Here is a 22,430-nt window from a genome sequence, read left to right on the forward strand (position 1 = left end):
TTAAAATAATTTAATAAACGCTAACTATGTATTTAGACACAGAAAAGAAAAAAGAGCTGTTCAAAAATCATGGTCGGTCAAAAGCAGAAAATGATACGGGTTCGGCTGAATCTCAAATCGCGCTTTTTACTTACCGAATTGGTCATTTGACCCAGCACCTTAAAGTTAACAAGAAAGATCACTCATCAAGAACAGGTCTTTTGAAATTAGTAGGTAAAAGAAGAAGATTGTTGGATTATCTTTACAAAAACGAGATTGAGAGATACAGAGCAATTATTGCTGAACTTGGTTTAAGAAAATAAATCACTTTTCATTTATAAAAAGGGAATCATATTGGTTCCCTTTTTCCATTATAATCACCTCATTACGAATACCACATCTTATACAGGACGTGTATAGCAAATGCGGAAATTTAACAACAAGACGAGAAAACAGTAAAAAATATTATTTATGGCTATACCAAAAGCGATTAAAAAAACATTCAACCTACCTGATGGCAGGGAAATAAGCATAGAAACAGGTAAATTAGCTAAACAAGCTGATGGATCTGTAGAAGTAAGAATGGGAAACACCATTTTATTAGCTACAGTTGTTTCCAATAAAGAAGCTAGAGAAGGAGTTGATTTCCTTCCAATGTCAGTAGATTACCAAGAAAAATTTGCTTCATCTGGTAAGATACCTGGTGGTTTTTTAAAGCGAGAAGGAAAACTTTCTGATTATGAGGTGTTGACTTCGCGTTTAGTGGATAGAGCTTTACGTCCATTATTTCCTTCTGATTACCATGCTGAGACACAAGTGATGATCCAGCTATTTTCATTAGAGGAAAACGATTTGCCAGATGCATTAGCGGCTTTAGCAGCATCTGCAGCCTTAACTGCATCCGATATTCCTTTTGCTGGACCTATTTCAGAAGTGCGAGTAGGTAGAGTAGATGGTAAAATGATCATCAACCCAAATTCAAAGCAGTTAGAAGAATCTGATATTGATATGATCGTGGCCGCCACCATTGATAATATCATGATGGTAGAAGGCGAATTAAAAGAAATTTCAGAGCAAGAGATGGTAGAAGCTATCAATTTCGCTCATGAATCAATAAAGCTTCAATGTCAAGCTCAACTAGACTTGGCAAAAGATGCCGGCAAAACGGAAAAACGTGAATATAATCACGAAGAAGAGCCGGATGCTGAACTAGAAAAAGAAATCTACGATAAATATTATCAACAATTTTTTGACATTGCAGCAAAAGGACTTGCTGATAAAGCCGAAAGAGCTCGATTATTTTCGGAAATAAAAGATGGTTATATTGACTCTTTGCCTGAGGATACCGAAATCAGCTTATCAGTAGCAAAAAGTTATTTAAGCGCTACACAGAAAAAAGCGGTTAGAAACGCAACTTTAGAAACTCGCAATAGACTTGATGGCAGAAAGCTAGACGAAATCAGACCTATCTGGAGTGAGATCGATTACCTTCCATCTGCTCACGGTTCTGCTGTATTCACTAGAGGAGAAACGCAATCATTAACCACAGTTACATTAGGTACCAAACTTGATGAGCAAATGGTGGATGGTGCCGTTCATTCTGGCTATAATAAATTTATATTACATTACAACTTCCCTGCATTTTCAACAGGTGAAGCAAGACCTAATAGAGGTCCTGGTAGAAGAGAAGTAGGACACGGTAACCTTGCTTTAAGAGCTTTAAAGCAAATATTGCCTACTCCAGACGAATTGCCGTACACAATCCGTGTTGTTTCTGATATTTTGGAATCGAATGGATCATCTTCTATGGCTACTGTTTGTGCTGGTTCATTAGCATTAATGGATGCTGGAATACCTATCAAGGCCCCAGTTTCAGGTATCGCAATGGGATTGATCTCCGATGCAGAGACAGGTAAATACGCTATTCTTTCTGATATTTTAGGAGATGAAGATCATATCGGGGATATGGACTTTAAAGTAACTGGTACTGAAAAAGGTATTACTGCTTGTCAAATGGATATCAAAGTGGACGGTCTTTCTTCAGAATTGATGATGGAAGCCTTAAACCAGGCAAAAGCTGGTCGTGATCATATCAGAAATGAGATGCTGAAGACTATTGCTGCTCCAAGAGAAGATTACAAACCAAATGCTCCTAGAGTCGTGAATATCGAAATCGAAAGAGAAATGATTGGTGCTGTAATTGGCCCTGGCGGTAAAGTAGTTCAAGAAATTCAGAAGACTACTGGTGCTACTGTAGTAATTGAAGAAACGGAAAAAGGTGGTAAAATTAATGTTTTCGCTGTAAACAAAGATTCTTTGGATCAAGCAGTGAAATGGATCAAAGGCATCGTAGCTAAACCGGAAATTGGTGAGGTCTATGATGGAATTGTGAAAGCAATTCAACCTTATGGTGCATTCGTTGAAATTATGCCTGGAAAAGATGGTTTACTTCATATTTCTGAAATAAAGCATGAGAAAATTGAAAACCTGGACGGTATTTTAGAGATCGGAGAGGAAGTGAAAGTGAAATTGATCGACATCGATAAAAAGACTGGTAAATTAAGACTATCAAGAAAGGTTTTATTACCGAAGCCAGAAAAAGAAGAGAAATAATTTCATTTTTAGAGAAATATTTACATTTTTGATATAAGGAAGGAACTGTTTGGTTCCTTCTCTATGTTAAGAGTTCGTTAAAATTTAAACTTAATAATAATTAATGAGACAGCTCAAGATTAGCAAGCAAATCACCAATCGGGAGAGTCAATCCCTCGATAAATACTTACAAGAAATAGGGAAAGTAGATTTGTTGACTCCTGACGAGGAAGTAGATTTAGCCGTTAGGATTAAACAAGGTGATCAACTTGCACTTGAAAAATTGACAAAAGCCAATTTGCGTTTCGTAGTGTCTGTGGCCAAACAATATCAGAATCAAGGTTTATCCTTAGGAGACTTGATTAATGAAGGAAACTTAGGTTTGATCAAAGCAGCACAAAGATTTGACGAAACACGTGGTTTTAAATTCATTTCTTATGCAGTATGGTGGATCAGACAATCCATATTGCAAGCATTGGCGGAGCAATCGCGTATTGTTCGTCTTCCATTGAACAGAGTAGGGTCTTTGAATAAGATATCTAAAACCTTCTCTACTTTGGAGCAAAAGTTTGAAAGAGAGCCATCTCCGGATGAGCTAGCAGAAGTTTTAGAGGTTACTTCAAACGAAGTAGTTGATACAATGAAAATTTCTGGCCGTCACGTATCAATGGATGCGCCATTCGTACAAGGTGAAGAAAATAGCCTTTTAGACGTATTGGAAAACGATGGTGAAGAATCTCCTGATGATGAATTAATGAATGATTCGTTGAGAAGAGAGGTGCAAAGAGCTTTATCTACTTTAACTCAAAGGGAAGCTGATGTAATCACGCTTTACTTTGGATTGAATGGTGAGCATTCGATGACTCTTGAAGAAATAGGGGAGAAATTCAACTTAACGAGAGAAAGAGTGCGACAAATCAAAGAGAAAGCCATCAGAAGGCTTAGACATACTTCCAGAAGTAAAGCTCTGAAGCCTTACTTAGGATAAGATTTTCGTAACAAATGATACATAAAAAGGTCTTGAATAAGACCTTTTTTTATTTAATTAATTAAATTCACATCTGTTTTAGCAGAAGACCGTAACAGTATTTAAGAAATTATTGAGCGTTATGACAGAAGAAAAAGTAAATGTATTAATAATAGGTTCAGGGCCTGCTGGATATACTGCCGCAATTTATGCAGCTAGAGCTGGTCTCAACCCAGTGATGTACCAAGGTGGACAACCTGGTGGTCAATTAACTATCACCAATGACGTGGAAAATTATCCTGGATATCCAGATGGAATTAACGGTCCGCAGATGATGGTGGACTTCCAAAAGCAGGCCGAACGATTCGGAACGGATGTTCGATTTGGTATGGTAACAAAAGTAGATTTTAGCGGATATCCTCATAAAGCTATTGTGGATGATAAACATGAAATCACAGCCAATGCGGTTATAATCTCTACCGGTGCTTCTGCTAAGTGGTTAGGTTTGGAGTCAGAGCAAAGACTGAATGGGATGGGCGTTTCTGCCTGCGCTGTTTGTGATGGTTTCTTTTACAAAGGACAAGATGTAGTTGTTGTTGGCGCTGGAGATACAGCTGCTGAAGAAGCTACTTACTTATCAAATATTTGTAATAAAGTAACCATCTTGGTTAGAAGGGATGAAATGAGAGCTTCTCAAATCATGCAGAGGCGTGTAATGAAAGCTAAAAATATTGAAGTGCTTTGGAATACAGAGACTGAAGAAGTTTTAGGAAAGGATGAGGTAGAAGGAGTGAGGGTAGTAAATAACATTACTGGAGAGAAATCTGAGATTAAAGCAACAGGCTTCTTCGTAGCTATTGGACATAAACCCAATACGGAAGTATTTAAAGAGTATCTTGATCTGAATGAGGCTGGTTATATTGAGACTAAATCAGGAAGCACGAAAACAAAAGTAGAAGGAGTTTTTGCTTCAGGGGATGCTCAAGATTTTGTATACAGACAAGCTGTAACAGCTGCAGGTACTGGTTGCATGGCCGCTTTGGATGCCGAAAGGTTCTTGGCAGAGAAAGAAGATGAATTAGAAGAGCAAGAAGTAGCCGAAAAAGCTTAAAGTATTGAAGGAGGGTTTTGCCCTCCTTTTTATATGAATTTTTAAATGTAAGTACACTAATTGTATTTGTAAGTTTATTATTGCGACTAAATTATGATCAAATTAAACATATTAGCTTTTGCAGCTCATCCTGATGATATCGAATTAGCGTGTGCGGGAACGATTGCCAAACATACGTCCATGGGCGAAAATGTTGGTGTGATTGACCTCACAGAAGGTGAAATGGGGACTAGAGGAACTCCTCAGCAAAGATTGAAAGAGGCTGCGAAAAGTGCAGAAATTTTAGGACTGAAGCTTCGTGAAAATTTAGGTTTTAAAGATGCTTTCTTCAAAAATGATTTAAAACATCAGACTGAAATTGTAAAAAAAATAAGGCAATATCAGCCTGATATTGTTTTAGCAAATGCTATATCAGATCGTCATCCAGATCATGGAAGAGCATCTGAACTAATTTCTGAATCGGTTTTTTTAGCAGGGCTGCAAAAATTTGAAACCTCTGATGAAAATGGAGTCCCTCAAAAAGCATACAGACCAAGTAAAGTTTACCATTATATTCAGAGCCTACCCATTACGCCTGATTTTGTGGTAGATGTTAGCAGTCATTGGGAGAAAAAAATGAATGCCATCAAAGCATTCGATTCTCAATTTTACAAAGCAGATTCCCAGGAGCCAGAGACCTATATCTCTAACCCAAGATTTTTGAAAATGATTGAAGCAAGGGCTATGGATTTCGGGCAGATTATTGGCGTTGATTATGCTGAAGCATTCACCGTGGAGAGATATTTGGGTGTGAAAGATTTGAATGGTCTTGTTTAATTAGGGAAGAATTTTCACTCTTTGGACTTTCCGGTCTGACTATCGTCTGACATACGTAGTAGTCCAACTGGTCAGACCTGCTCTTTGATTCTATTCCGGAAAACAACCTAATCTTTTTTCGTGTTACTAAAGAAAACTTAAGGTTATGAAATTAGAAGAAGTTGAAGATATCATTAAAAACATTCCGATCGGGGCTAAAATTCAAGTAATTCAGAAATCCGGTACTATTATGGACGTCCGTTTATCTAGTAATAAGGTAAATGAAACGTCAGAGAAGCATTACGAAAATATTACGGTACCAAAATTACCTCCTGCTTTATTGGTCAATGGGCACATCCGACAAGGAAATTATAGAGTGGATATTGAGGATATAGTCAAAATTGCTTGGGTTGAGGAATAGAGCAAATCTGTTACAGGCTGTTGATTTATAGAAAACTTTGGTATGACCATAGTCTGACCTAAGTCATACCTTAGGTCAGATTGGTTTGCTTCATTGCGTCCTCCGTAAAATCCTAGTGCATCTTCGTAGTTAACCCCGTGCTGGTGCGAGCGCAGTGCCGGTAAGTTAAGCTTTTTTAGAAAGTCAAATTCCATAAAAATTCCAAAAGAAAATGACTTTTACTTTGCTGGATTCATAAACGTTTATCGTTGTGTCTCCACAACCATATAATTCAACGCTTCTGGTTGTGTCTCCACAACCCTATAAAGTAGTCGGTACCTATGTATATATAAGTATATTTCGAAGCATTTGTGAAGATACAAATGCGGGCGACAAAGGATAGAGAAATCACTAACTTAACGACATTGGGTGCGAGCGTTTGGCTCATGGCCTTACTGCCTTTGGCCGTCAACTGCCTTAGCCTCTTCTACCAATAATTCATGGTCATCTTCCAATCCTGCTTGAATAAAAGCTTCTATAGCTTCGTTTCTTGCTAAGCCATTTTCTAACAAAACTCCTAAGGCAATTGTAACTCCAATTCTAGTTCCAACCTTCTTTTTAGCAGTACCAAATAGTGGTTCCAATTCATCATAAGTTACATCTTTTGCTAATTTAGCGATGTTGGCTCTAGCAGTTTCTAATTTAGTCCCAGAAAGATTTGTGTATTTCTTACTAATCTTTTGAATTTCATTGATAGGGCTTCGACCTTGTCCTTGAATTGCTTTCTGTTCAATTGCTTGAGGCTGCTCTTTGGTTTGTGCTTTTGCCCAGGAATCTTTCAAACCTACCGTTTTATTGAAAATTAAATGCTGAGCTGTGGCATCTTGATCTAATGTGAAATAGCCAACTCTTTGAAATTGAAATTTATCCTCTAATTTGGCATTTTGTAAAAAGGGTTCTAAGAAAGCCTCCTTGGTAATCTTCAAAGACTCAGGATTGATATATTCCATAAAGCTTTTATCTCCATGGCTATCCGGAGCCTCATCCAAAAACAAACGATCATATTCTCGTATTTCTGCTTTAATTGCATGTTGCATTGATACCCAGTGCAAAGTTCCTTTCACCTTTCGCATACTGGCTTCAGTTCCACTTCCAGAACGGGACTCTAGATCTGCAGTGCAATGAATCTCAGTGATTTTGCCTTGGGCATCTTTCACCACTGATTCCCCTTTTATGATATAAGCATTTTTCAATCGAACTTCTTTGCCAATTGTCAATCTGAAGTACTTATTTCCTGCTTCTTCTTTAAAATCCTCTTTTTCAATGTATAGCTCTCTCGAGAATGGCACTTGATGACTACCGGAATTTTCCATTTCCGGATTATTCTCAGCCTCAAGCATTTCTGTTTTACCTTCTGGATAATTAGTTATGATCAATTTGACAGGATCAATTACTGCCATCGCTCGAGTAGCTCTTTTATTCAAATCTTCCCTAATAGCATATTCCAATAATGAAACATCTGTTACACTATCTCTTTTAGAAATACCCGATAATTCACTGAATTTCCGGATTGACTCAGGCGTATAACCTCTTCTCCTCAATCCCGAAATAGTTGGCATCCTTGGATCATCCCATCCTGCTACAGTCTTGCTTTGCAGCAATTCCAATAATTTTCGCTTACTCATAACGGTATAGCTCAAATTCCGTCTGGCAAATTCTCGTTGCTTTGGTCTTACTTTATTTTCATCATAGATTTGATCCAGGAACCAATCATATAATTCCCTATGAGATTTGAATTCTAAGGTGCATAAGGAATGACTGATCTGTTCAATATAATCAGATTGTCCATGTGCCCAATCATACATGGGGTAAATGCACCAATCATTTCCAGTCCTATGGTGTGCTTTGTTTAGAATTCGGTACATCAGCGGATCACGCATCAACATATTGGGAGATGCCATATCAATTTTAGCTCTTAAAACATAAGACCCAGCAGGAAAATCCCCATTCTTCATTTTTTCAAATAGCTCAAGGTTCTCTGCAATAGGCCTATCTCTATGAGGACTTGGTTTCCCTGGCGAAGTGGGAGTTCCTTTTTGTTCTGCTATTAATTCAGGGGACTGCCCATCTACATACGCTTTTCCTTTTTTAATGAGCTCCACTGCCCAATCAAATAGCTGTTGGAAATAGTCAGAAGTATAACATTCCTGAGCCCATTTAAAGCCTAACCACTCAATATTATGTTTGATGGAATCCACAAATTCTTGTTCTTCTTTGATTGGGTTTGTATCATCAAAGCGCAGATTTACAGGGGATTGATGATCTTCACCTAATCCAAAGTTTAGGCAGATAGAAGCAGCATGGCCAATATGCAAATATCCGTTGGGCTCTGGTGGAAACCTGAATCGCAAGCTGTTTTTTGGCAAGCCTGATTTTAGGTCTTCTTCTATAATATGTTCTAAGAAATTGAGTGATTCTGATGCTTCTTTCATTATGAATTTAATTGTGATGCAAAATTAGCTGAAAAGCATTCAATTGCAAGAGCGGAAATAGGGTATTTGTTTCGATTGTTGCAAGAGTCCTGGTTTAAGATGTAGGAAGATGACTAGATCCGAAAACTGATAATTTGGATAAGATTAAAGTTTGTAAAAGCTTCTATTAATGAATCATCATAAAAACTTACGATTTTTGATCCAAATCACTTTAATAAACCGACTCCTTAGGCAAAAACTATGAAATAACGGTTTTTATTTATTATTATTTAGCTATAATTAAAATAGAATTAGCTTTTTTATTCATTTCCTTTTCCATAAATTACTATTTATAATAATTTTAATTTTAATAGTCTGTAATTTGTCGCAAGGTGTACGGAAAGATAATTATTCTAATATTTTACTTCATTTCTTTTAGTTCTTTTCATGGCAGCGCTGTTGAAACTGAAGAATTTTTCGCGGGTAAGTATTTAGACAATGTTAATGGACTGAACTATAATTTGACCAAGCCATTAGCATTGTCAAACTGTCCGGGTAATTTAACTAAATCAATTAGTGCAGGATGTGAAGTTTCAGTTACATGGCCAGAACCTACTACAGACAATATTTTACTGAGATATGTTCAATCAACGCATAATTCAGGCGATATCTTTCCTGTTGGAAAAACTACAGTGACATATGTTGAAAGAAATTTACTAAGTGGGGATACAACTGATATTTGCTCATTCATTGTTGAAGTAACTCTTGATCCCAGCTATGCAATTAGTAACTGTCCTTCAAATGTAGTAATTGATTTAAATACAAGCTGTGACCGTAGAGTGTTGTGGTTTGAACCAGAAGTTGCATGTGGTATAAGTTTAGCAAGTAATAAATCTCCTGGAGACGAATTTCCTATAGGAACGACAACGGTTACTTATTCGGCATTTGAGGGAAACCGAATTTATGGAACATGTAGTTTTACTGTAACTTTGAATGATAATACACCTCCAGTATTCGACACTTGTCCGAATAATATCACCTTAGATGCAAATGAAAATTGCGAGGCCGTTGGTACTTGGACTCTTCCTGAGGCCAGTGATAATTGTGGTTTTGCTCCTGCGTTAACAAGTAATTTTGCAAATGGAAGTACTTTGCCAATTGGTACTACTACCGTAACCTATACGGCTACAGATGAGGGAGGTAATACAGCGACTTGTTCATTCGATGTAATCGTATCCGATAATACCGGGCCTGAATTCCTTAATATCCCTTCAGAGCTTAGAATTGACGCTGATGAAAACTGCGAAGCAACTGCAACTTGGGATGAAATTTTAGCTGATGACAATTGTAGTAGCAATGTCGTCATCAATAGCAATTTTAATTCTGGTGATGAATTTCCTTTAGGGGAAACTATTGTAGAGTATTCTGCTACCGATGAAGCGGATAATGAAACGATTTCCAGTTTTTCGGTAATTGTAGAAGATAATACAGACCCAAGCACCTCAAACTGTCCCACAAATATTATTGTTTTTGCCAACAGCAACTGTGAGGCTACCGCTACATGGATCGTACCTAATTTTACCGATAATTGTGATAGCAGCCCTCAAGTGGCTTCGTCTCATAACCCGGGAGATGTGTTTCCAATTGGTGATACCGAAGTAATTTATACTGCAACTGATGAGGCTGGTAACGAGGCTTTATGCAGTTTTATAGTAACTGTTGAAGACAATACACCACCCACCTTTACATCTGTACCTGATAATTTAGTCGTTTCTGCTCAATCTGATGCTTGTGAAGCCACAGTAAACTGGGATGGAATAATTGTAGAAGATAATTGTGATGCTACTGTAGCCATTGCCACTAACTTTAACTCAGGTGATGTCTTTACACTAGGAGAAACAACAGTTGAAATAACAGCCACAGATGATTCGGGAAATGAATCTTCTTCCTCTTTTCTGGTAACAGTAGTAGATGACACCCCGCCTCAAGTATTAAGTATCCCAAATGATATAACAGTATCAGCTTCAACTGATTGTAATGCCGTTGTGAACTGGACTATTCCAACATTTACAGATAATTGTGATGCTGATTTACAGATTACTTCTACTCATAATTCGGGCGATGTCTTTCCATTAGGTGAGACTTTGGTTAGCTACACTGCAATCGATGATGAGGATAACGATACAGTCAGTAGCTTTAAGGTGATTGTCGTAGATGACTCATCTCCAATTTTTATCAGCTGCGTCTCCGATATTGTATTGACAGCAAATAACCAATGTCAGGCAACAGCTAGCTGGCAACTACCTGAAGTATCGGATAACTGCAGTAGTGAAATTACACTTGAAAGTGATTTTGATTCAGGAGATGTTTTTCCGCAAGGAACTACAATGGTCACTTATACTGCTACTGATGCAACAGGAAACAGCAGTACTTGTAGTTTTGATGTAATTGTAAATGACAACACTCCACCCACTATTATAAGTAACTTGAATGACTTAACGGTGACTGCGGATGAAGGAACTTGTCAAGCAACTGTTAGCTGGAATACCATTAGCGCTGAGGACAATTGTGATAATGAGGTGCAGATTACAAGTAGTTTTAATTCAGGTGATCTTTTCCAAATTGGAGAATCTATTGTAGAAGTTATCGCAAAGGATAATGCTGGTAATGAGACGTCTGCTTCATTTAAAGTTACAGTTGAAGATAACACTGCTCCTGAAGTTATTTTCTGTCCAGAGGACATCACTATTTCAGCTAAAGGGAAGTGTGAGTCAATTGCCAGCTGGGAAATACCTGAATTTTCTGATAATTGTAATAGTGACTTAAGCGTAAGCTCTACTCATGATCCTAGGGATATTTTCCCCTTGGGGACTACATTGGTTACATACACTGCCACAGACGCTTCTGGCAACCAGCAAAGCTGTAACTTTAATGTCATTGTGGAAGATGATAAACTTCCAGATTTTACCACTTGCATTGCGGATATTAGTCTGACTGCCAATGATCAGTGTACAGCTATTGCTGAATGGTTAATACCCGAAGTGACAGACAATTGTGATAACAATGTCAATTTGGAAAGTGACTTTACATCTGGAGATAGTTTCCCAATAGGAATAACCACTGTCACTTATACTGCTACAGACGATGCAGGAAACTCAAATACTTGTAGTTTTGATGTAATTGTGGAAGACAAAAGTGCAGCTGTTCTAGTTTCTTGTCCGGATAAGCAAATTATCAGCGCTAATGAGAATTGTATTGGCATTGCAGAATGGGAAGAACCTGTTTTCGATGATTGCTCAAATTTAACAATCAGCAGTAATTATCAGAAAGGAGATGAACTTCCTCTAGGTGTTACTAATATTGAGTACACAGCAACAGATATAAATGGTAAAACTACGCTATGTAGCTTTGAAGTAGAAGTTATTGACCAAAGTCCACCAATTATAACCAATTGTCCTGACGATATAAGTATATCTGCATCAGACGATTGTGAGGCAATAGTGGATTGGGAAATACCGACAGCTTTGGATAATTGCACAGAAGTAAGTGCAAATTCAAACTTTGAACCTGGTACTGTTTTTCCTATAGGGATTACGACTGTTGAATATGAGTTTACCGATGAATACGGTAATCGTAGTTTATGTAGTTTTATGGTAACTGTAGAAGACCAATCTGAAATTATCATCAACAATTGTCCAGAAGACATCTTTGTCACAGCTGAAAACAGCAATGGGTTGGCAACTGTGAATTGGGAAGTGCCTAGGGCAAGCGCTGCATGCTCTGAACTAGTTGTTGATGCAAGCCACAATCCAGGTGAAGCATTTGAAGTGGGCACTACAGAAGTTACTTATACTTTTACCAAAGAGAATGGAGTAAGTGAAAATTGCACGTTTGATGTGACAGTTGAACCATTAATATTGGATATCCAAATCAGTAGATTAATAACTCCTAATGGAGATGGAAATAATGATAATTGGAGAATAGAGGGGTTAGAAAAATTTCCAAATAATCAGGTGATTGTGGTGGACAGATGGGGAACGGAAATTTATAAATCGAGTGGATACAACAACAATGAAGTAGTTTGGAAGGGAGAAAACAGGAGTGGAGAGATGGTACCCAGAGGTACTTATTATTATTTCGTTACGGTAAGAAACGAGCAAGATGTCATTCAGAGAAAAGGGTATCTGGAAGTCCTAAGATAATGGATTAAAGATGTTATATTATTGTTTAAATAAATTTATATAACATAATGTAAATCAGTAAATTATATATATTGAAGAAATTAAAATACCATATTAAGTTTCTATTTGTTTTGTTATTCATCAGTATTGGATTGCATGCACAACAAGGAGTACAATATACGCAATATATGTATGACGGATCACTTATTAATCCGGCCTATGCTGGAGCTGATGAAGCATTAAGTATCTCACTATTACATCGTGATCAATGGAGTGGTCTTGAGGGAGCTCCGCAGTCTCAGACTTTTTCAGCTCATTCTTTATTTAGAAAGCCACAGTTAGGAACGGGCTTATTTATTCATCGTGAAAGTATTGGAGTGCATCAAAATATACAGCTTGCCACCAATTTAGCATATCATTTACCAGTAGGCTATCAAAAAACACTCTCCTTTGGTATTAAAGCGGGAATGTTGAATGTTCGTTCGGATTATCAATCATTGCAAAACGGCAATCCTGACCCAAGCGTCAATGATGAGATTTTCTCAGGGACTGACTTTAATGCTGGTTTTGGTTTTTATTACCGCAGTGAAAAATTTGAAGCTGGATATTCGATTCCATCTATTATTAACAAAACGATTAACGTAAACGACTCCATAACACTAGATCCGATTAATCTTAATCATTTACTCTTTAGTCAATACCATATCGCCCTAGGAAGTAATTTTGTGTTAAGTCCGGGTTTTCTATTCAAGTACTTTCAAGGTATACCTATAAGTTATGATCTTAATGTTTTGACAACATATAGAGGAGTGCTTACAGCAGGAGTTTCGTACAGGAAGGAAGAATCTTTAGATTTTTTGATTAGATTTAACTTATCATCACAATTTCAAGTCGCTTATGCCTACGACTATCCCATAGGTAATGTAAGCAGGCTTGCGCAGGCATCTAATGAAATCATGCTACGATATATTTTCAAATTTAACTACGATAATGTGAATTCGCCTCAATGAAATTGATTAATCAACTATTTTGCTGTAAAATATACCATTTTGTATCGATTTTAACTTTTTTGATAGTTGCTATGTTCTCAACCGATTTAGTGGCCAGACAATCAGTTTTTTCTGCTTTTAATCAATCCATTGCAGACGCTGACAAAGCTTTTATTGCAAAAAACTATAATCAGGCATTAAGTATTTACGAGCATATAGAAGGAAAGGAAGGGGCTCCGAGTAATATAGCTTTGAGATTAGCCAGAAGCTATTTTTTTACTTATCAATATGAAAGAGCAGTGGAATACTATAGGCAACATGATAAGACCAATCTGGAATTCCCTACAAAAGACTATTTCTATTTTGCCGAGGCCTTATCTTCTATTGGGGACACTGTAGAGGCTTTAAAGTATTATCATGTTTGCATGGACAAAAACCCTGATGACGAACTATTTGTTCAAAAGATTTGGCGTATAAACAATCTCCGATACTTGTATGAGGATTCAGTGAAAAATATGGCTCATTATGCAAGTATGAATACAAATTACAGTGAACTACAAATGTTGCCTGCAGGAAACAAAGAAGTATACTTAATTTCAAATCATCCTGAGGTCGAGCTGATTCAAAAAATCGATACCAAAGAAAATGCACCCTTTTATAATTTGCGAAAGTGGTCGATCTATGAAGATCCTTTTTCCATAGTGGCACTAAACTATGAAAACCCAAGACCAGCCGGACAAAGTCTAGGAACTGCATTTCACATTTCGGCTATGAGTATCTTTAATAGGGGTCAGGACATGGTATATGCAGCTTCCGCTAATAAAAAGAATGAAGATGGTAATTATCCATTACAACTTTATTTCGCCCAATTGAAAAGAGGGAAATGGATCAAAAGTGCTGCATTTGAACATAATAATCCAAATACTGATTTAACTGAACCAGCCATCAGTGATGACGGTGTAACTCTTATTTTTAGTGCTAATTTTACTGATGCCTTAGGGGGAAAAGATCTATATAAATCTGTTAGAACTGAGGAAGGATGGAGCGAACCCGAGAATTTAGGCAATATAATCAATACCCAAACAGATGAAAGGTATCCATTTCTACATCGTTCAAACCTTTACTTTGCCTCCGATGGACATCCCGGACTGGGAGGTTTCGATTTGTATAAAGCCAAAATGATAGATGGAAGATTTCAGGACTTAGAGAACTTAGGTTATCCTATAAATTCCACTTATGATGAATTGTCCTTTAATATTGATAGTCTTGGCCAACAAGGGTTTTTGAGTTCTAATCGTAAAAATCAGGGATTTGATTTTGATATTTATGAATTTGCTATGGACTTACAAATCTATCCGCTTGAAGTGGAAGGTGTAGTGAAATTTATAGAACACAACTGGATGGATTCTTCGGAATTGAAAGTACTGGCTAATGTTCAGATGGAATTGATCGATAGAACAGGTAACGTGTTAAAATCCATCACCAAAACTGATGAATTTGGAAAGTTTAAATTAAAGGTTCCATATTTCAGTAAATATAAAATACGAATAAAAGGGGATGATCTTGATGGTTTTGTTAGTTTTGAAGTGCCGAAATTTGCAAAACAAGATTTAAGTTACGAAATAGTAGTAGTGAATGATGACTTTAAAAACAGTTTGAGGGAAGAAAATGAATAGATTGCAGTTTGAGATTATGTCAACTTTTACTCGCTATTTTATTGTACTTACGTTACTTGTATTAACATGCTTTAATGCTTTCGTTCATAGAGTAGCTGCGCAGACCAATCAAGTAGTACAAGTAAAAGCCTTTTCTGAAAATCTCAGCCCTTATCCAGATTTAACCCTTTCAATCAATAAAGGTAATTATGTTGAGTTAAATGATAAGGGGGTAGTTTTTGTTAATTTGGCTGCTTCCGATATTCCAATTCAGTCTATAAAATTAAAAGATGAGAGTCTAGAAGCCGCTTCTTGGAATTTAAGCAAAGGTATATTAGAAGTAATAATTCGTAAGAAAAGCTACATTGATAAAAAAATAACGGTAGTTAATAAAAATGGGGTGGGAATAGCGAATGTTCAAGTTGAATTTTCCGGTAATAAAAACATTTCCAAGCAGACAGACAGTGAAGGTATAATCAATATCCCCTTAGGTTTAAATGAAAGTATTCAAGGTATCGATCAGTTCAAAATACCAGGATATAAGATTACAGACTTGAAAATTCAAGCCAATACCTTGATTACAGTAGAAAGGATTGAGCCCAAAGAAAAAGAAATCATTTCTCAAACAATTACTGTACAATCGACCCAAAACGAGAAGAAAGATCAAACTGGTTTATTACTTCAGAAGTTGGATACAATTAATTCACTTAGAGCATTTTATGATATCCTAAATAAAGTAAACAAAGACGATATAAGTGAGGAAGATCAATTTCAATTTGACCAAAAATTTGAAGAGCTGTTGAATAAATTGCAAAGCGAGAAGCTATCGGATTCTGATGAGCTGTTGGGACAAATCTCAGACAGCACCGTTGTGGAAAAAGATATTGATAAAATATTCCAGCAAGTTAAAAAGGATAACGCCAGTATGTCCAAAAAGCGTCTTGTTTTGGAAGAAAAGATTCAACTGGTAATAGATAAGCTTAATGTGGGTTTTGAACAAATGACTGAAGAATCGAAAGTCAGTTTATTAACCGAAATTGAAGAGCTTGAAGTTATTTTGGAAAACAACAAAAGTGAATTTAATGAAAGCTTGAATTCGTACCTAACAGTTATAAATGAACTGAAAAGGAGGTTTTTCGATCTTCAGGAATTAGAAAACAAACTCTCTGAGAGTGAACGAGAAAGGTTAAAAGAAAAAAGAATCTACCAACAGCGATTGATTTTGACCATTGCGATTGCCTTAGTATTCGCCCTATTAATTATTCTGCTATTCTACTTTCGTTCCAAATTGAAAAAGCAGCAAAAGGAATTGATCGAGGCTAATAAAGTGGTTAAACTAACCAATGAAAATTTAGAGAATATAGTGATGGAGCGTACTTATCTATTAAATAAGACATTCAATGAGCTTGATACGGTCTTGTACAAGGCTTCGCACGATTTAAGAGCTCCACTTAGTTCAATTGCTGGGATAAGTGACTTGATTAGCCGGGAGACCAAGAATAAAGAGTTGACAGGACTTTTGGTGAAGACTAATAAGCGTATGGATAAATTGCTAAAGAAATTAAGTACCATTAGTGAAATCCATCAGCCTGGTGATTTTGAGGAAATTGATGTTGCTGCCATCTGTGATGATTGTATTTCTTCTTTTAATTCCATTATTGTAGATAGAAAAATCGAATTTAAAGCAAATATAAAAGTAGAAAACAAGCTGCTTACTATTTCTAAATTAGTAGAGGTAATAATTTATCATTTGCTGGAAAACGCATTCTTCTTCTGTTGGATCAATAATATTAAAATAGCAAGTGTAGAATTGGACGTTGTTGAAAAGGATGACAAAATTGAAATTAGTATTACTGATAATGGAATTGGTATAGAAAAGAATATTCAGCATAAAATTTTTGAAATGTTCTACGTTGGAAGCGAGTTGTCAAATGGTAATGGCTTAGGTCTTTATATAGTTCAAAAATCAGTTGACTTATTAAATGGTGTAATTACAGTTTCCTCAGAAGAAACGGGTAAAACTATATTTAGAGTAGAATTACCTATTGACGGGCAAGGAAGCAATACTTTAGAATTTTTAAGTAGTCTTAAAGCATAATGACCTTTGAACTTTTATCACTTCTTAAGATATAGTAGCTGTTCACATCTGACCCTGAATAATACGTGTTTCTTAATAAATTCAATTATTCGATCTGATTAGTGAAGATATACTACTAATTTAGATTTTTAAATTGATGATTTTAACAATATGTTTGAAGGTTCTGATTTCCCGAAATCACTAGAAGAAGATTTGTTTGAAGCTTGGTTGGAGGCAGGTAGGGCTAGTAAAATTGGATACAAATATCTTCTGATTATCTGGGATAATTATGATGATGATTATCAACCGCTTTATGTAGAGGAAAGGGAAAGTATCAAAAAATATGAACGGTATGAGAGCTCAACGGGAAGAGAATCTTTAGTGGCTGCTTATGATTTGTATTCTGAAAGCCGAATTGGATAAAAAAGTATGCCTATTAAAAATCAATTCGATCTAATTATAGTAGGGGCAGGTCCAGCAGGTTTTGCTTGCGCCTATCAACTTCGGAGTCAAGATTTAAAGATTGCCATTATCGATCAGGCCAGTTTTCCAAGGGATAAAATCTGTGGTGACGCTCTTAGTGCAGATGTAGTCAACCAATTATATCGAATGGACCCACTGCTAGGAGAAAAGTTTGAAGGCTTTGCCAAGAAAATTGATTCAAATGGCGTGAGATTTGTAGCCCCCAACCACTCCTTTTTGGATATTAATTATCAGAACCCCAATCATGGAAAAGCGGCAGGTTATATCAGCAAACGCATTGATTTCGACTATTTTTTATTTAAAGAGATACAGAATCAGGCTAATGTTGAAGTGTTTCTAGAGGAAAAAGTAATTGATATTGAAACAGAGTCCCGTCTAGTTAATTTGCAGACGAATAAAAGAGCTTTCTCAGCTCAAATGATTGTAGGAGCAGATGGGGCACATTCTATAGTCAATAAGAAATTAGGTAACATCAAGATAGAAAGAGATCATTATTGCGCGGGAATCAGACAATATTACGAAGGTGTTAGTGGATTTAATCGTGATCAGGCTATTGAATTGCACTTTTACAAAGAATTATTACCCGGTTACTTTTGGATTTTCCCCTTGCCCAATGGACAGGCAAATGTAGGCCTTGGAATGCTTTCCAGTGAGGTAAGTAAAAGGAAACTCAATTTGAAAACAGAACTAGATGAACTTATTAAATCGAAACCAGATTTAAAGCAGCGTTTTCACAATGCTACTGCCCTTGAAAAACCACAAGGTTTTGGCTTGCCTATAGGTTCCAAGAAACGACCGATTTCAGGAGACCGTTTTTTATTATTGGGTGATGCCGCAAGCCTCATTGACCCCTTTACAGGAGAAGGGATCGGCAATGCACTACGTAGTGGAAGAATTGCTGCAGATCACATTGTCAAAGCATTTGAAGATCAGATTTTTAATGCAACATTTCACAAGCAGTATGATCAAATGATTTATTCTAAAATGTGGAATGAACTCCGCATTAGTAGACAACTCCAAAAACTATTGAAGTATCCCAAGCTCTTTAATTTTGTGGTCAAAAAAGCTAATCATAATTCTTCAGTCAGAACACTCTTAACTTCAATGTTGGACAATGTGGATTTGAAAAAGGAGTTGGTGAAGCCGAGGTTCTACCTAAAGCTTTTGTTTGGAGATATTAGATAGAAAAGCGCTATACAATACAGAAATTTTGAACAGCGGAATAGCTTTAAACCTCATAAACATATTTATTCAATCAATTAGTATAATAGAACATTTCAATTACCTATTAAATAGGTTTTTATCATTCATCATCTGGAAACCTATTCCCCTTATTAGTTATACATTGTTTGTTGAAATATTAACTAAGTATTTCCTTTTTCCTTATGAATTATCTATTTTTATTAGAAATAGGTAGGCAATCTGTGTCAACAATGGGTGAACAAAACGTAAACTTAGATTTAAATAATGCTCTTCGAACTTCATTTATAGAACATTTGCTCACCGATATCAAGTCGCTTGAGAAAATGCTTGATCAAGGCCTAATTGAAGATGATATTACAAGGATAGGAGCAGAGCAAGAGTTTTGCCTTGTTAATAAAAACTGGCGGCCTTCCCAAAAGGCAGTAGAAATTCTGGAAGCTATCAATGATCCTCATTTTACCACGGAGTTGGCACGTTACAACCTTGAAATAAATCTTGATCCAATCAAATTAGAGGGCAAATGCTTTAGCGAGTATGAAAAAAGCCTCGATCTCTTACTAAAAAAAGCAGCAGTTTCAGCAGAAGAGAAAGAAAATCGAGTGATTTTGGCTGGTATATTACCTACTATTTCAAAGAATGAGTTAGGAATGGATTTCATGACTCCTAGCCCCCGGTATTACGCTCTTAATGATACCATAAAGGCACATCGTGGTAAAGATATTGATCTACGAATCAGAGGGATTGACCAATTATCGATCATACACGATTCTGTGCTATTTGAAGCATGTAACACTAGCTTTCAAATGCACTTACAAATTGCACCTGACGACTTTATATCCAGCTACAACTGGGCACAAGCAATTTCAGGACCTTTGTTAAGCATATGCTGTAATTCACCTTTGCTTCTAGGTCGTGAATTGTGGAGTGAAACCCGTATTGCGCTTTTTCAGCAAAGTATTGACACCAGAAGCTCATCTTTTGCCCTCAAAGATCAAAGAGCAAGAGTTACTTTTGGAAATGCATGGGTATCAGGATCTATTGCAGAAATATTTAAGGATGACATTGCTCGATATAAACTACTAATCGCCAGAGAAATTGAGCAAAACTCTTCGGAGGAATTAGCCAAAGGGAACACTCCTAAGCTTCAGGCGCTCAATTTACATAATGGTACCATTTATCACTGGAATAGGTGTTGCTATGGAGTAGGAAACGGCAAAGCGCATGTCAGAATAGAAAATAGATATATACCAGCCGGTCCAACAGTAAAAGATGAAATAGCAAATTTTGCCTTTTGGATCGGTATGATGATGGGGAGACCGAAAGAATTTGATGATATGGCGGCTGTGATGGAATTCAGAGATGCGAAATCAAACTTTATTAAGGCCGCACGTACTGGTAAAGAATCTGTATTGCGATGGAAAGGAGAGCAATATTCTGCTAGAGACCTCATCACCAAAGAGCTTTTACCAATAGCTTATAAGGGGTTAGAACGTGCAAAAATAGCGAAGGAGGATATTGAGTATTATTTAGGAATTATTGAGGAGCGAGTGGCCAAAGAAACTGCTTCTCGATGGTGTATCCGTAATTATCGAAAGTTAAAGGAGAAACATAAGAAAGATGACGCACTACTCATGCTGACGAAAGCAATGCATGCCAACCAGAAGATAGGTCATGTATCTCATGAATGGCCAGAGGTGGACCCTTGTTTGGAAGCACATGAGGCTGCTTATATGGCTGCACATATTATGAGTACAGAGCTTTTTACAGTTACCGAAAATGATCTTGCCGATTTGGCCACAAGTGTCATGCTGTGGAAAAACATTCATCATCTTCCTGTGGAAAATAAAAAAGGAGAATTATGTGGCTTACTTACTTGGTCACATCTCGAAAAATATAGAAAAGACGTAGGCAATACCGAAGGTTTGCCCGTTTCGGAAATTATGACTAAGGATATCATTACCGTAAGACCAGAAACTACGATAGATAGCACACTGAAGATCATGAAGAAAAATAGCATTGGTTGTGTTCCCGTTACCCATGACCAGCACATGGTCGGAATTATTACTATTGATGATATACTACCCTATGATAATGAGAAAAGTGTACAGTAAAGCACTTGAGCAAACCATAGAGATCGATCGTTTTATAGGTAAAATCAGATCAACCAGTGAGGGGCCTTCCGTGATTTTTATAGGAGGGATACACGGCAATGAGCCTGCTGGAGTCCTAGCCTTAGATCGCATGATGTCTTTTTTACAAAGCAAGAACATTCCTCTAAATGGAAATCTTTATGCTCTCGCGGGAAGTCTATGGGCTCTAGAGAATGGGGAAAGATACCATAAGCATGATCTGAATCGATTATGGACGAAGGATAGATTGCTTCAAATACAAGAAGGAGAAATAGCGATTGAAGATCAAGACACTATCGAACAGATCGAATTATATGAATGTATTAAGAACATTATAGCTCAGGATGAGGGCCCATTTTATTTTATTGATCTTCATACCACTTCCTGCGAAACCAGTCCGTTCATCGTAATGAACGATAGCTTGTTGAATAGACGATTCACTAGTCTATATCCATTGCCTTCTATACTGGGAATTGAAGAATACCTTGAAGGACCTGTACTTAGCTATATTAATGAATTAGGTTATGTGGCTTTTGGTTTTGAAGCAGGCCAACATGACGATGAAGCCTCAATTGACTTTCATTATGCTTTTTGCATGTTATCACTGCAGTTTACAGGCCTTATAGAAAAAAAGGCTATTGATATAAATGATTATTACGATAAGCTTTTAAGTAGTAGTGTAGTTAAGAGAGATTTCTTTGAGATTTTGTACAGATATGAAATCAATCCGGGTGAAGATTTTAAAATGTTGCCAGGATTTGTCAATTTCGAAGCAATCAAAAAGGGACAAAAACTAGCTATAAGCGATAATCAGTCAGTCTTAGCTGAAACCAGATCTAGAATATTTATGCCATTGTATCAGGCTAAGGGCTCCGAAGGCTTCTTTGCTATAAAAAAAGTGTCACTCTTTGCCCTTAAACTATCAGCAGTTTTACGAAATATAGGCCTGGATAGGCTATTGGGTTACCTACCGGGAGTATCCTATGAAAAGCAGTCCACATTAAGGGTAAATAGAAAAATTGCTCGATTTTTCACGAAAGACTTCTTTCATCTACTGGGCTATAGGAGTAAGGTGCTGGATCAAGATCATTACTTGATGAGTAATAGAGAAGCCGCTTCTCGCACAGATGAATATGAACTAGAAACTTGGTTCAAATAGACTTTGGTTTCCGGAGTTTACATACCAGCTTACATAACTTCTGCATTAACCGATGAATTTTTGAGGAGATTTTATGATTTGTAAGTAGGATTTCAAATCATCAATTGTTCAATTACTGTCTTTTATCCTCATTTTTCATTTTACTGACATAGATCATGTTTTTTGCAAATCAATGTCAGCGCATATCAAAAATTAATTCATGAACTTTACTTCATATTTAATTGAAAACCCTCTAAATC

At 36.7% G+C, this 22,430-nt stretch carries 15 protein-coding genes; 14 read left to right on the forward strand and 1 reads right to left on the reverse strand.

From position 1 onward, the window contains the following. The first annotated feature begins 26 nt into the window (after positions 1-26). The 6 genes from rpsO to AAC601_RS09755 all read left to right on the forward strand — a co-directional run bounded on the left by rpsO (position 27) and on the right by AAC601_RS09755 (position 5,865). A complete protein-coding gene (rpsO, locus tag AAC601_RS09730; protein ID WP_303269084.1) occupies positions 27-302 on the forward strand; it encodes a 30S ribosomal protein S15 in 276 nt (91 codons plus the stop codon). 148 nt (positions 303-450) lie between these two features. Continuing rightward, a complete protein-coding gene (gene pnp, locus AAC601_RS09735; RefSeq protein WP_340153125.1) occupies positions 451-2,592 on the forward strand; it encodes a polyribonucleotide nucleotidyltransferase in 2,142 nt (713 codons plus the stop codon). A gap of 103 nt (positions 2,593-2,695) precedes the next feature. Then, positions 2,696-3,559: an RNA polymerase sigma factor RpoD/SigA gene (locus AAC601_RS09740; RefSeq protein ID WP_013452378.1), complete on the forward strand. Its 864-nt coding sequence runs from the start codon at positions 2,696-2,698 to the stop codon at positions 3,557-3,559. Positions 3,560-3,680: 121 nt separating this feature from the next. After that, the gene (trxB, locus tag AAC601_RS09745) at positions 3,681-4,649 is read left to right on the forward strand and encodes a thioredoxin-disulfide reductase (protein ID WP_340153126.1); all 969 of its coding nucleotides are present in this window, start codon (positions 3,681-3,683) and stop codon (positions 4,647-4,649) included. 96 nt (positions 4,650-4,745) lie between these two features. Further along, positions 4,746-5,465: a bacillithiol biosynthesis deacetylase BshB1 gene (gene bshB1, locus AAC601_RS09750; protein ID WP_340153156.1), complete on the forward strand. Its 720-nt coding sequence runs from the start codon at positions 4,746-4,748 to the stop codon at positions 5,463-5,465. 145 nt (positions 5,466-5,610) lie between these two features. Beyond that, on the forward strand, positions 5,611-5,865 hold the full coding sequence (locus AAC601_RS09755; RefSeq protein ID WP_340153127.1) for a hypothetical protein: 255 nt from the start codon (positions 5,611-5,613) through the stop codon (positions 5,863-5,865). A 431-nt stretch (positions 5,866-6,296) separates the two neighbouring features. Here AAC601_RS09755 and AAC601_RS09760 read toward each other — a convergent pair whose 3' ends face one another. Then, a complete protein-coding gene (locus AAC601_RS09760; protein ID WP_340153128.1) occupies positions 6,297-8,336 on the reverse strand; it encodes a glutamine--tRNA ligase/YqeY domain fusion protein in 2,040 nt (679 codons plus the stop codon). 371 nt (positions 8,337-8,707) lie between these two features. Here AAC601_RS09760 and AAC601_RS09765 point away from each other — a divergent pair, with 371 nt between their 5' ends. The 8 genes from AAC601_RS09765 to AAC601_RS09800 all read left to right on the forward strand — a co-directional run bounded on the left by AAC601_RS09765 (position 8,708) and on the right by AAC601_RS09800 (position 22,191). After that, positions 8,708-12,517 (forward strand): HYR domain-containing protein, encoded by a 3,810-nt coding sequence (locus AAC601_RS09765; protein WP_340153129.1) that lies wholly within the window; start codon positions 8,708-8,710, stop codon positions 12,515-12,517. A 71-nt stretch (positions 12,518-12,588) separates the two neighbouring features. Further along, positions 12,589-13,506, forward strand: a complete 918-nt coding sequence (locus tag AAC601_RS09770; protein ID WP_303269090.1) for a type IX secretion system membrane protein PorP/SprF — start codon at positions 12,589-12,591, stop codon at positions 13,504-13,506. Next, positions 13,503-15,161 carry a hypothetical protein gene (locus AAC601_RS09775; RefSeq protein ID WP_340153130.1) on the forward strand — a complete coding sequence of 553 codons (1,659 nt, stop codon included), beginning with the start codon at positions 13,503-13,505 and terminating at the stop codon, positions 15,159-15,161. Before AAC601_RS09770 ends, AAC601_RS09775 begins: the two co-directional genes overlap by 4 nt. Beyond that, the gene (locus AAC601_RS09780) at positions 15,154-17,238 is read left to right on the forward strand and encodes a HAMP domain-containing sensor histidine kinase (RefSeq protein WP_340153131.1); all 2,085 of its coding nucleotides are present in this window, start codon (positions 15,154-15,156) and stop codon (positions 17,236-17,238) included. The genes AAC601_RS09775 and AAC601_RS09780 overlap by 8 nt, the downstream gene beginning before the upstream one ends. Before the next feature lie 150 nt (positions 17,239-17,388). Continuing rightward, complete coding sequence (locus tag AAC601_RS09785) at positions 17,389-17,640, forward strand: hypothetical protein (protein ID WP_303269093.1); 252 nt, start codon at positions 17,389-17,391, stop codon at positions 17,638-17,640. Positions 17,641-17,646: 6 nt separating this feature from the next. Further along, positions 17,647-18,885, forward strand: coding sequence for a geranylgeranyl reductase family protein (locus tag AAC601_RS09790; RefSeq protein WP_340153132.1), 1,239 nt, complete (start codon positions 17,647-17,649; stop codon positions 18,883-18,885). A gap of 200 nt (positions 18,886-19,085) precedes the next feature. Beyond that, entirely contained in the window at positions 19,086-21,014 is a 1,929-nt protein-coding gene (locus AAC601_RS09795) for a CBS domain-containing protein (protein ID WP_340153133.1), read from the forward strand. Further along, the gene (locus AAC601_RS09800) at positions 20,995-22,191 is read left to right on the forward strand and encodes a succinylglutamate desuccinylase/aspartoacylase family protein (RefSeq protein ID WP_340153134.1); all 1,197 of its coding nucleotides are present in this window, start codon (positions 20,995-20,997) and stop codon (positions 22,189-22,191) included. The genes AAC601_RS09795 and AAC601_RS09800 overlap by 20 nt, the downstream gene beginning before the upstream one ends. Positions 22,192-22,430 lie beyond the last annotated feature (239 nt).

Origin of the sequence: uncultured Marivirga sp., assembly GCF_963974845.1 — a bacterium.
Classification (GTDB): domain Bacteria; phylum Bacteroidota; class Bacteroidia; order Cytophagales; family Cyclobacteriaceae; genus Marivirga; species Marivirga harenae.

Excerpts from the sequence above, each read along its gene's own strand:
- rpsO (WP_303269084.1), top strand. The coding sequence starts at position 27 with ATGTATTTAGACACAGAAAAGAAAAAAGAGCTGTTCAAAAATCATGGT.
- trxB (WP_340153126.1), top strand. The coding sequence starts at position 3,681 with ATGACAGAAGAAAAAGTAAATGTATTAATAATAGGTTCAGGGCCTGCT.
- AAC601_RS09795 (WP_340153133.1), top strand. The coding sequence starts at position 19,086 with ATGAATTATCTATTTTTATTAGAAATAGGTAGGCAATCTGTGTCAACA.
- AAC601_RS09785 (WP_303269093.1), top strand. The coding sequence starts at position 17,389 with ATGTTTGAAGGTTCTGATTTCCCGAAATCACTAGAAGAAGATTTGTTT.
- AAC601_RS09755 (WP_340153127.1), top strand. The coding sequence starts at position 5,611 with ATGAAATTAGAAGAAGTTGAAGATATCATTAAAAACATTCCGATCGGG.
- AAC601_RS09760 (WP_340153128.1), bottom strand. The coding sequence starts at position 8,336 with ATGAAAGAAGCATCAGAATCACTCAATTTCTTAGAACATATTATAGAA.
- AAC601_RS09775 (WP_340153130.1), top strand. The coding sequence starts at position 13,503 with ATGAAATTGATTAATCAACTATTTTGCTGTAAAATATACCATTTTGTA.
- AAC601_RS09780 (WP_340153131.1), top strand. The coding sequence starts at position 15,154 with ATGAATAGATTGCAGTTTGAGATTATGTCAACTTTTACTCGCTATTTT.
- AAC601_RS09790 (WP_340153132.1), top strand. The coding sequence starts at position 17,647 with ATGCCTATTAAAAATCAATTCGATCTAATTATAGTAGGGGCAGGTCCA.
- pnp (WP_340153125.1), top strand. The coding sequence starts at position 451 with ATGGCTATACCAAAAGCGATTAAAAAAACATTCAACCTACCTGATGGC.
- AAC601_RS09740 (WP_013452378.1), top strand. The coding sequence starts at position 2,696 with ATGAGACAGCTCAAGATTAGCAAGCAAATCACCAATCGGGAGAGTCAA.
- AAC601_RS09800 (WP_340153134.1), top strand. The coding sequence starts at position 20,995 with ATGAGAAAAGTGTACAGTAAAGCACTTGAGCAAACCATAGAGATCGAT.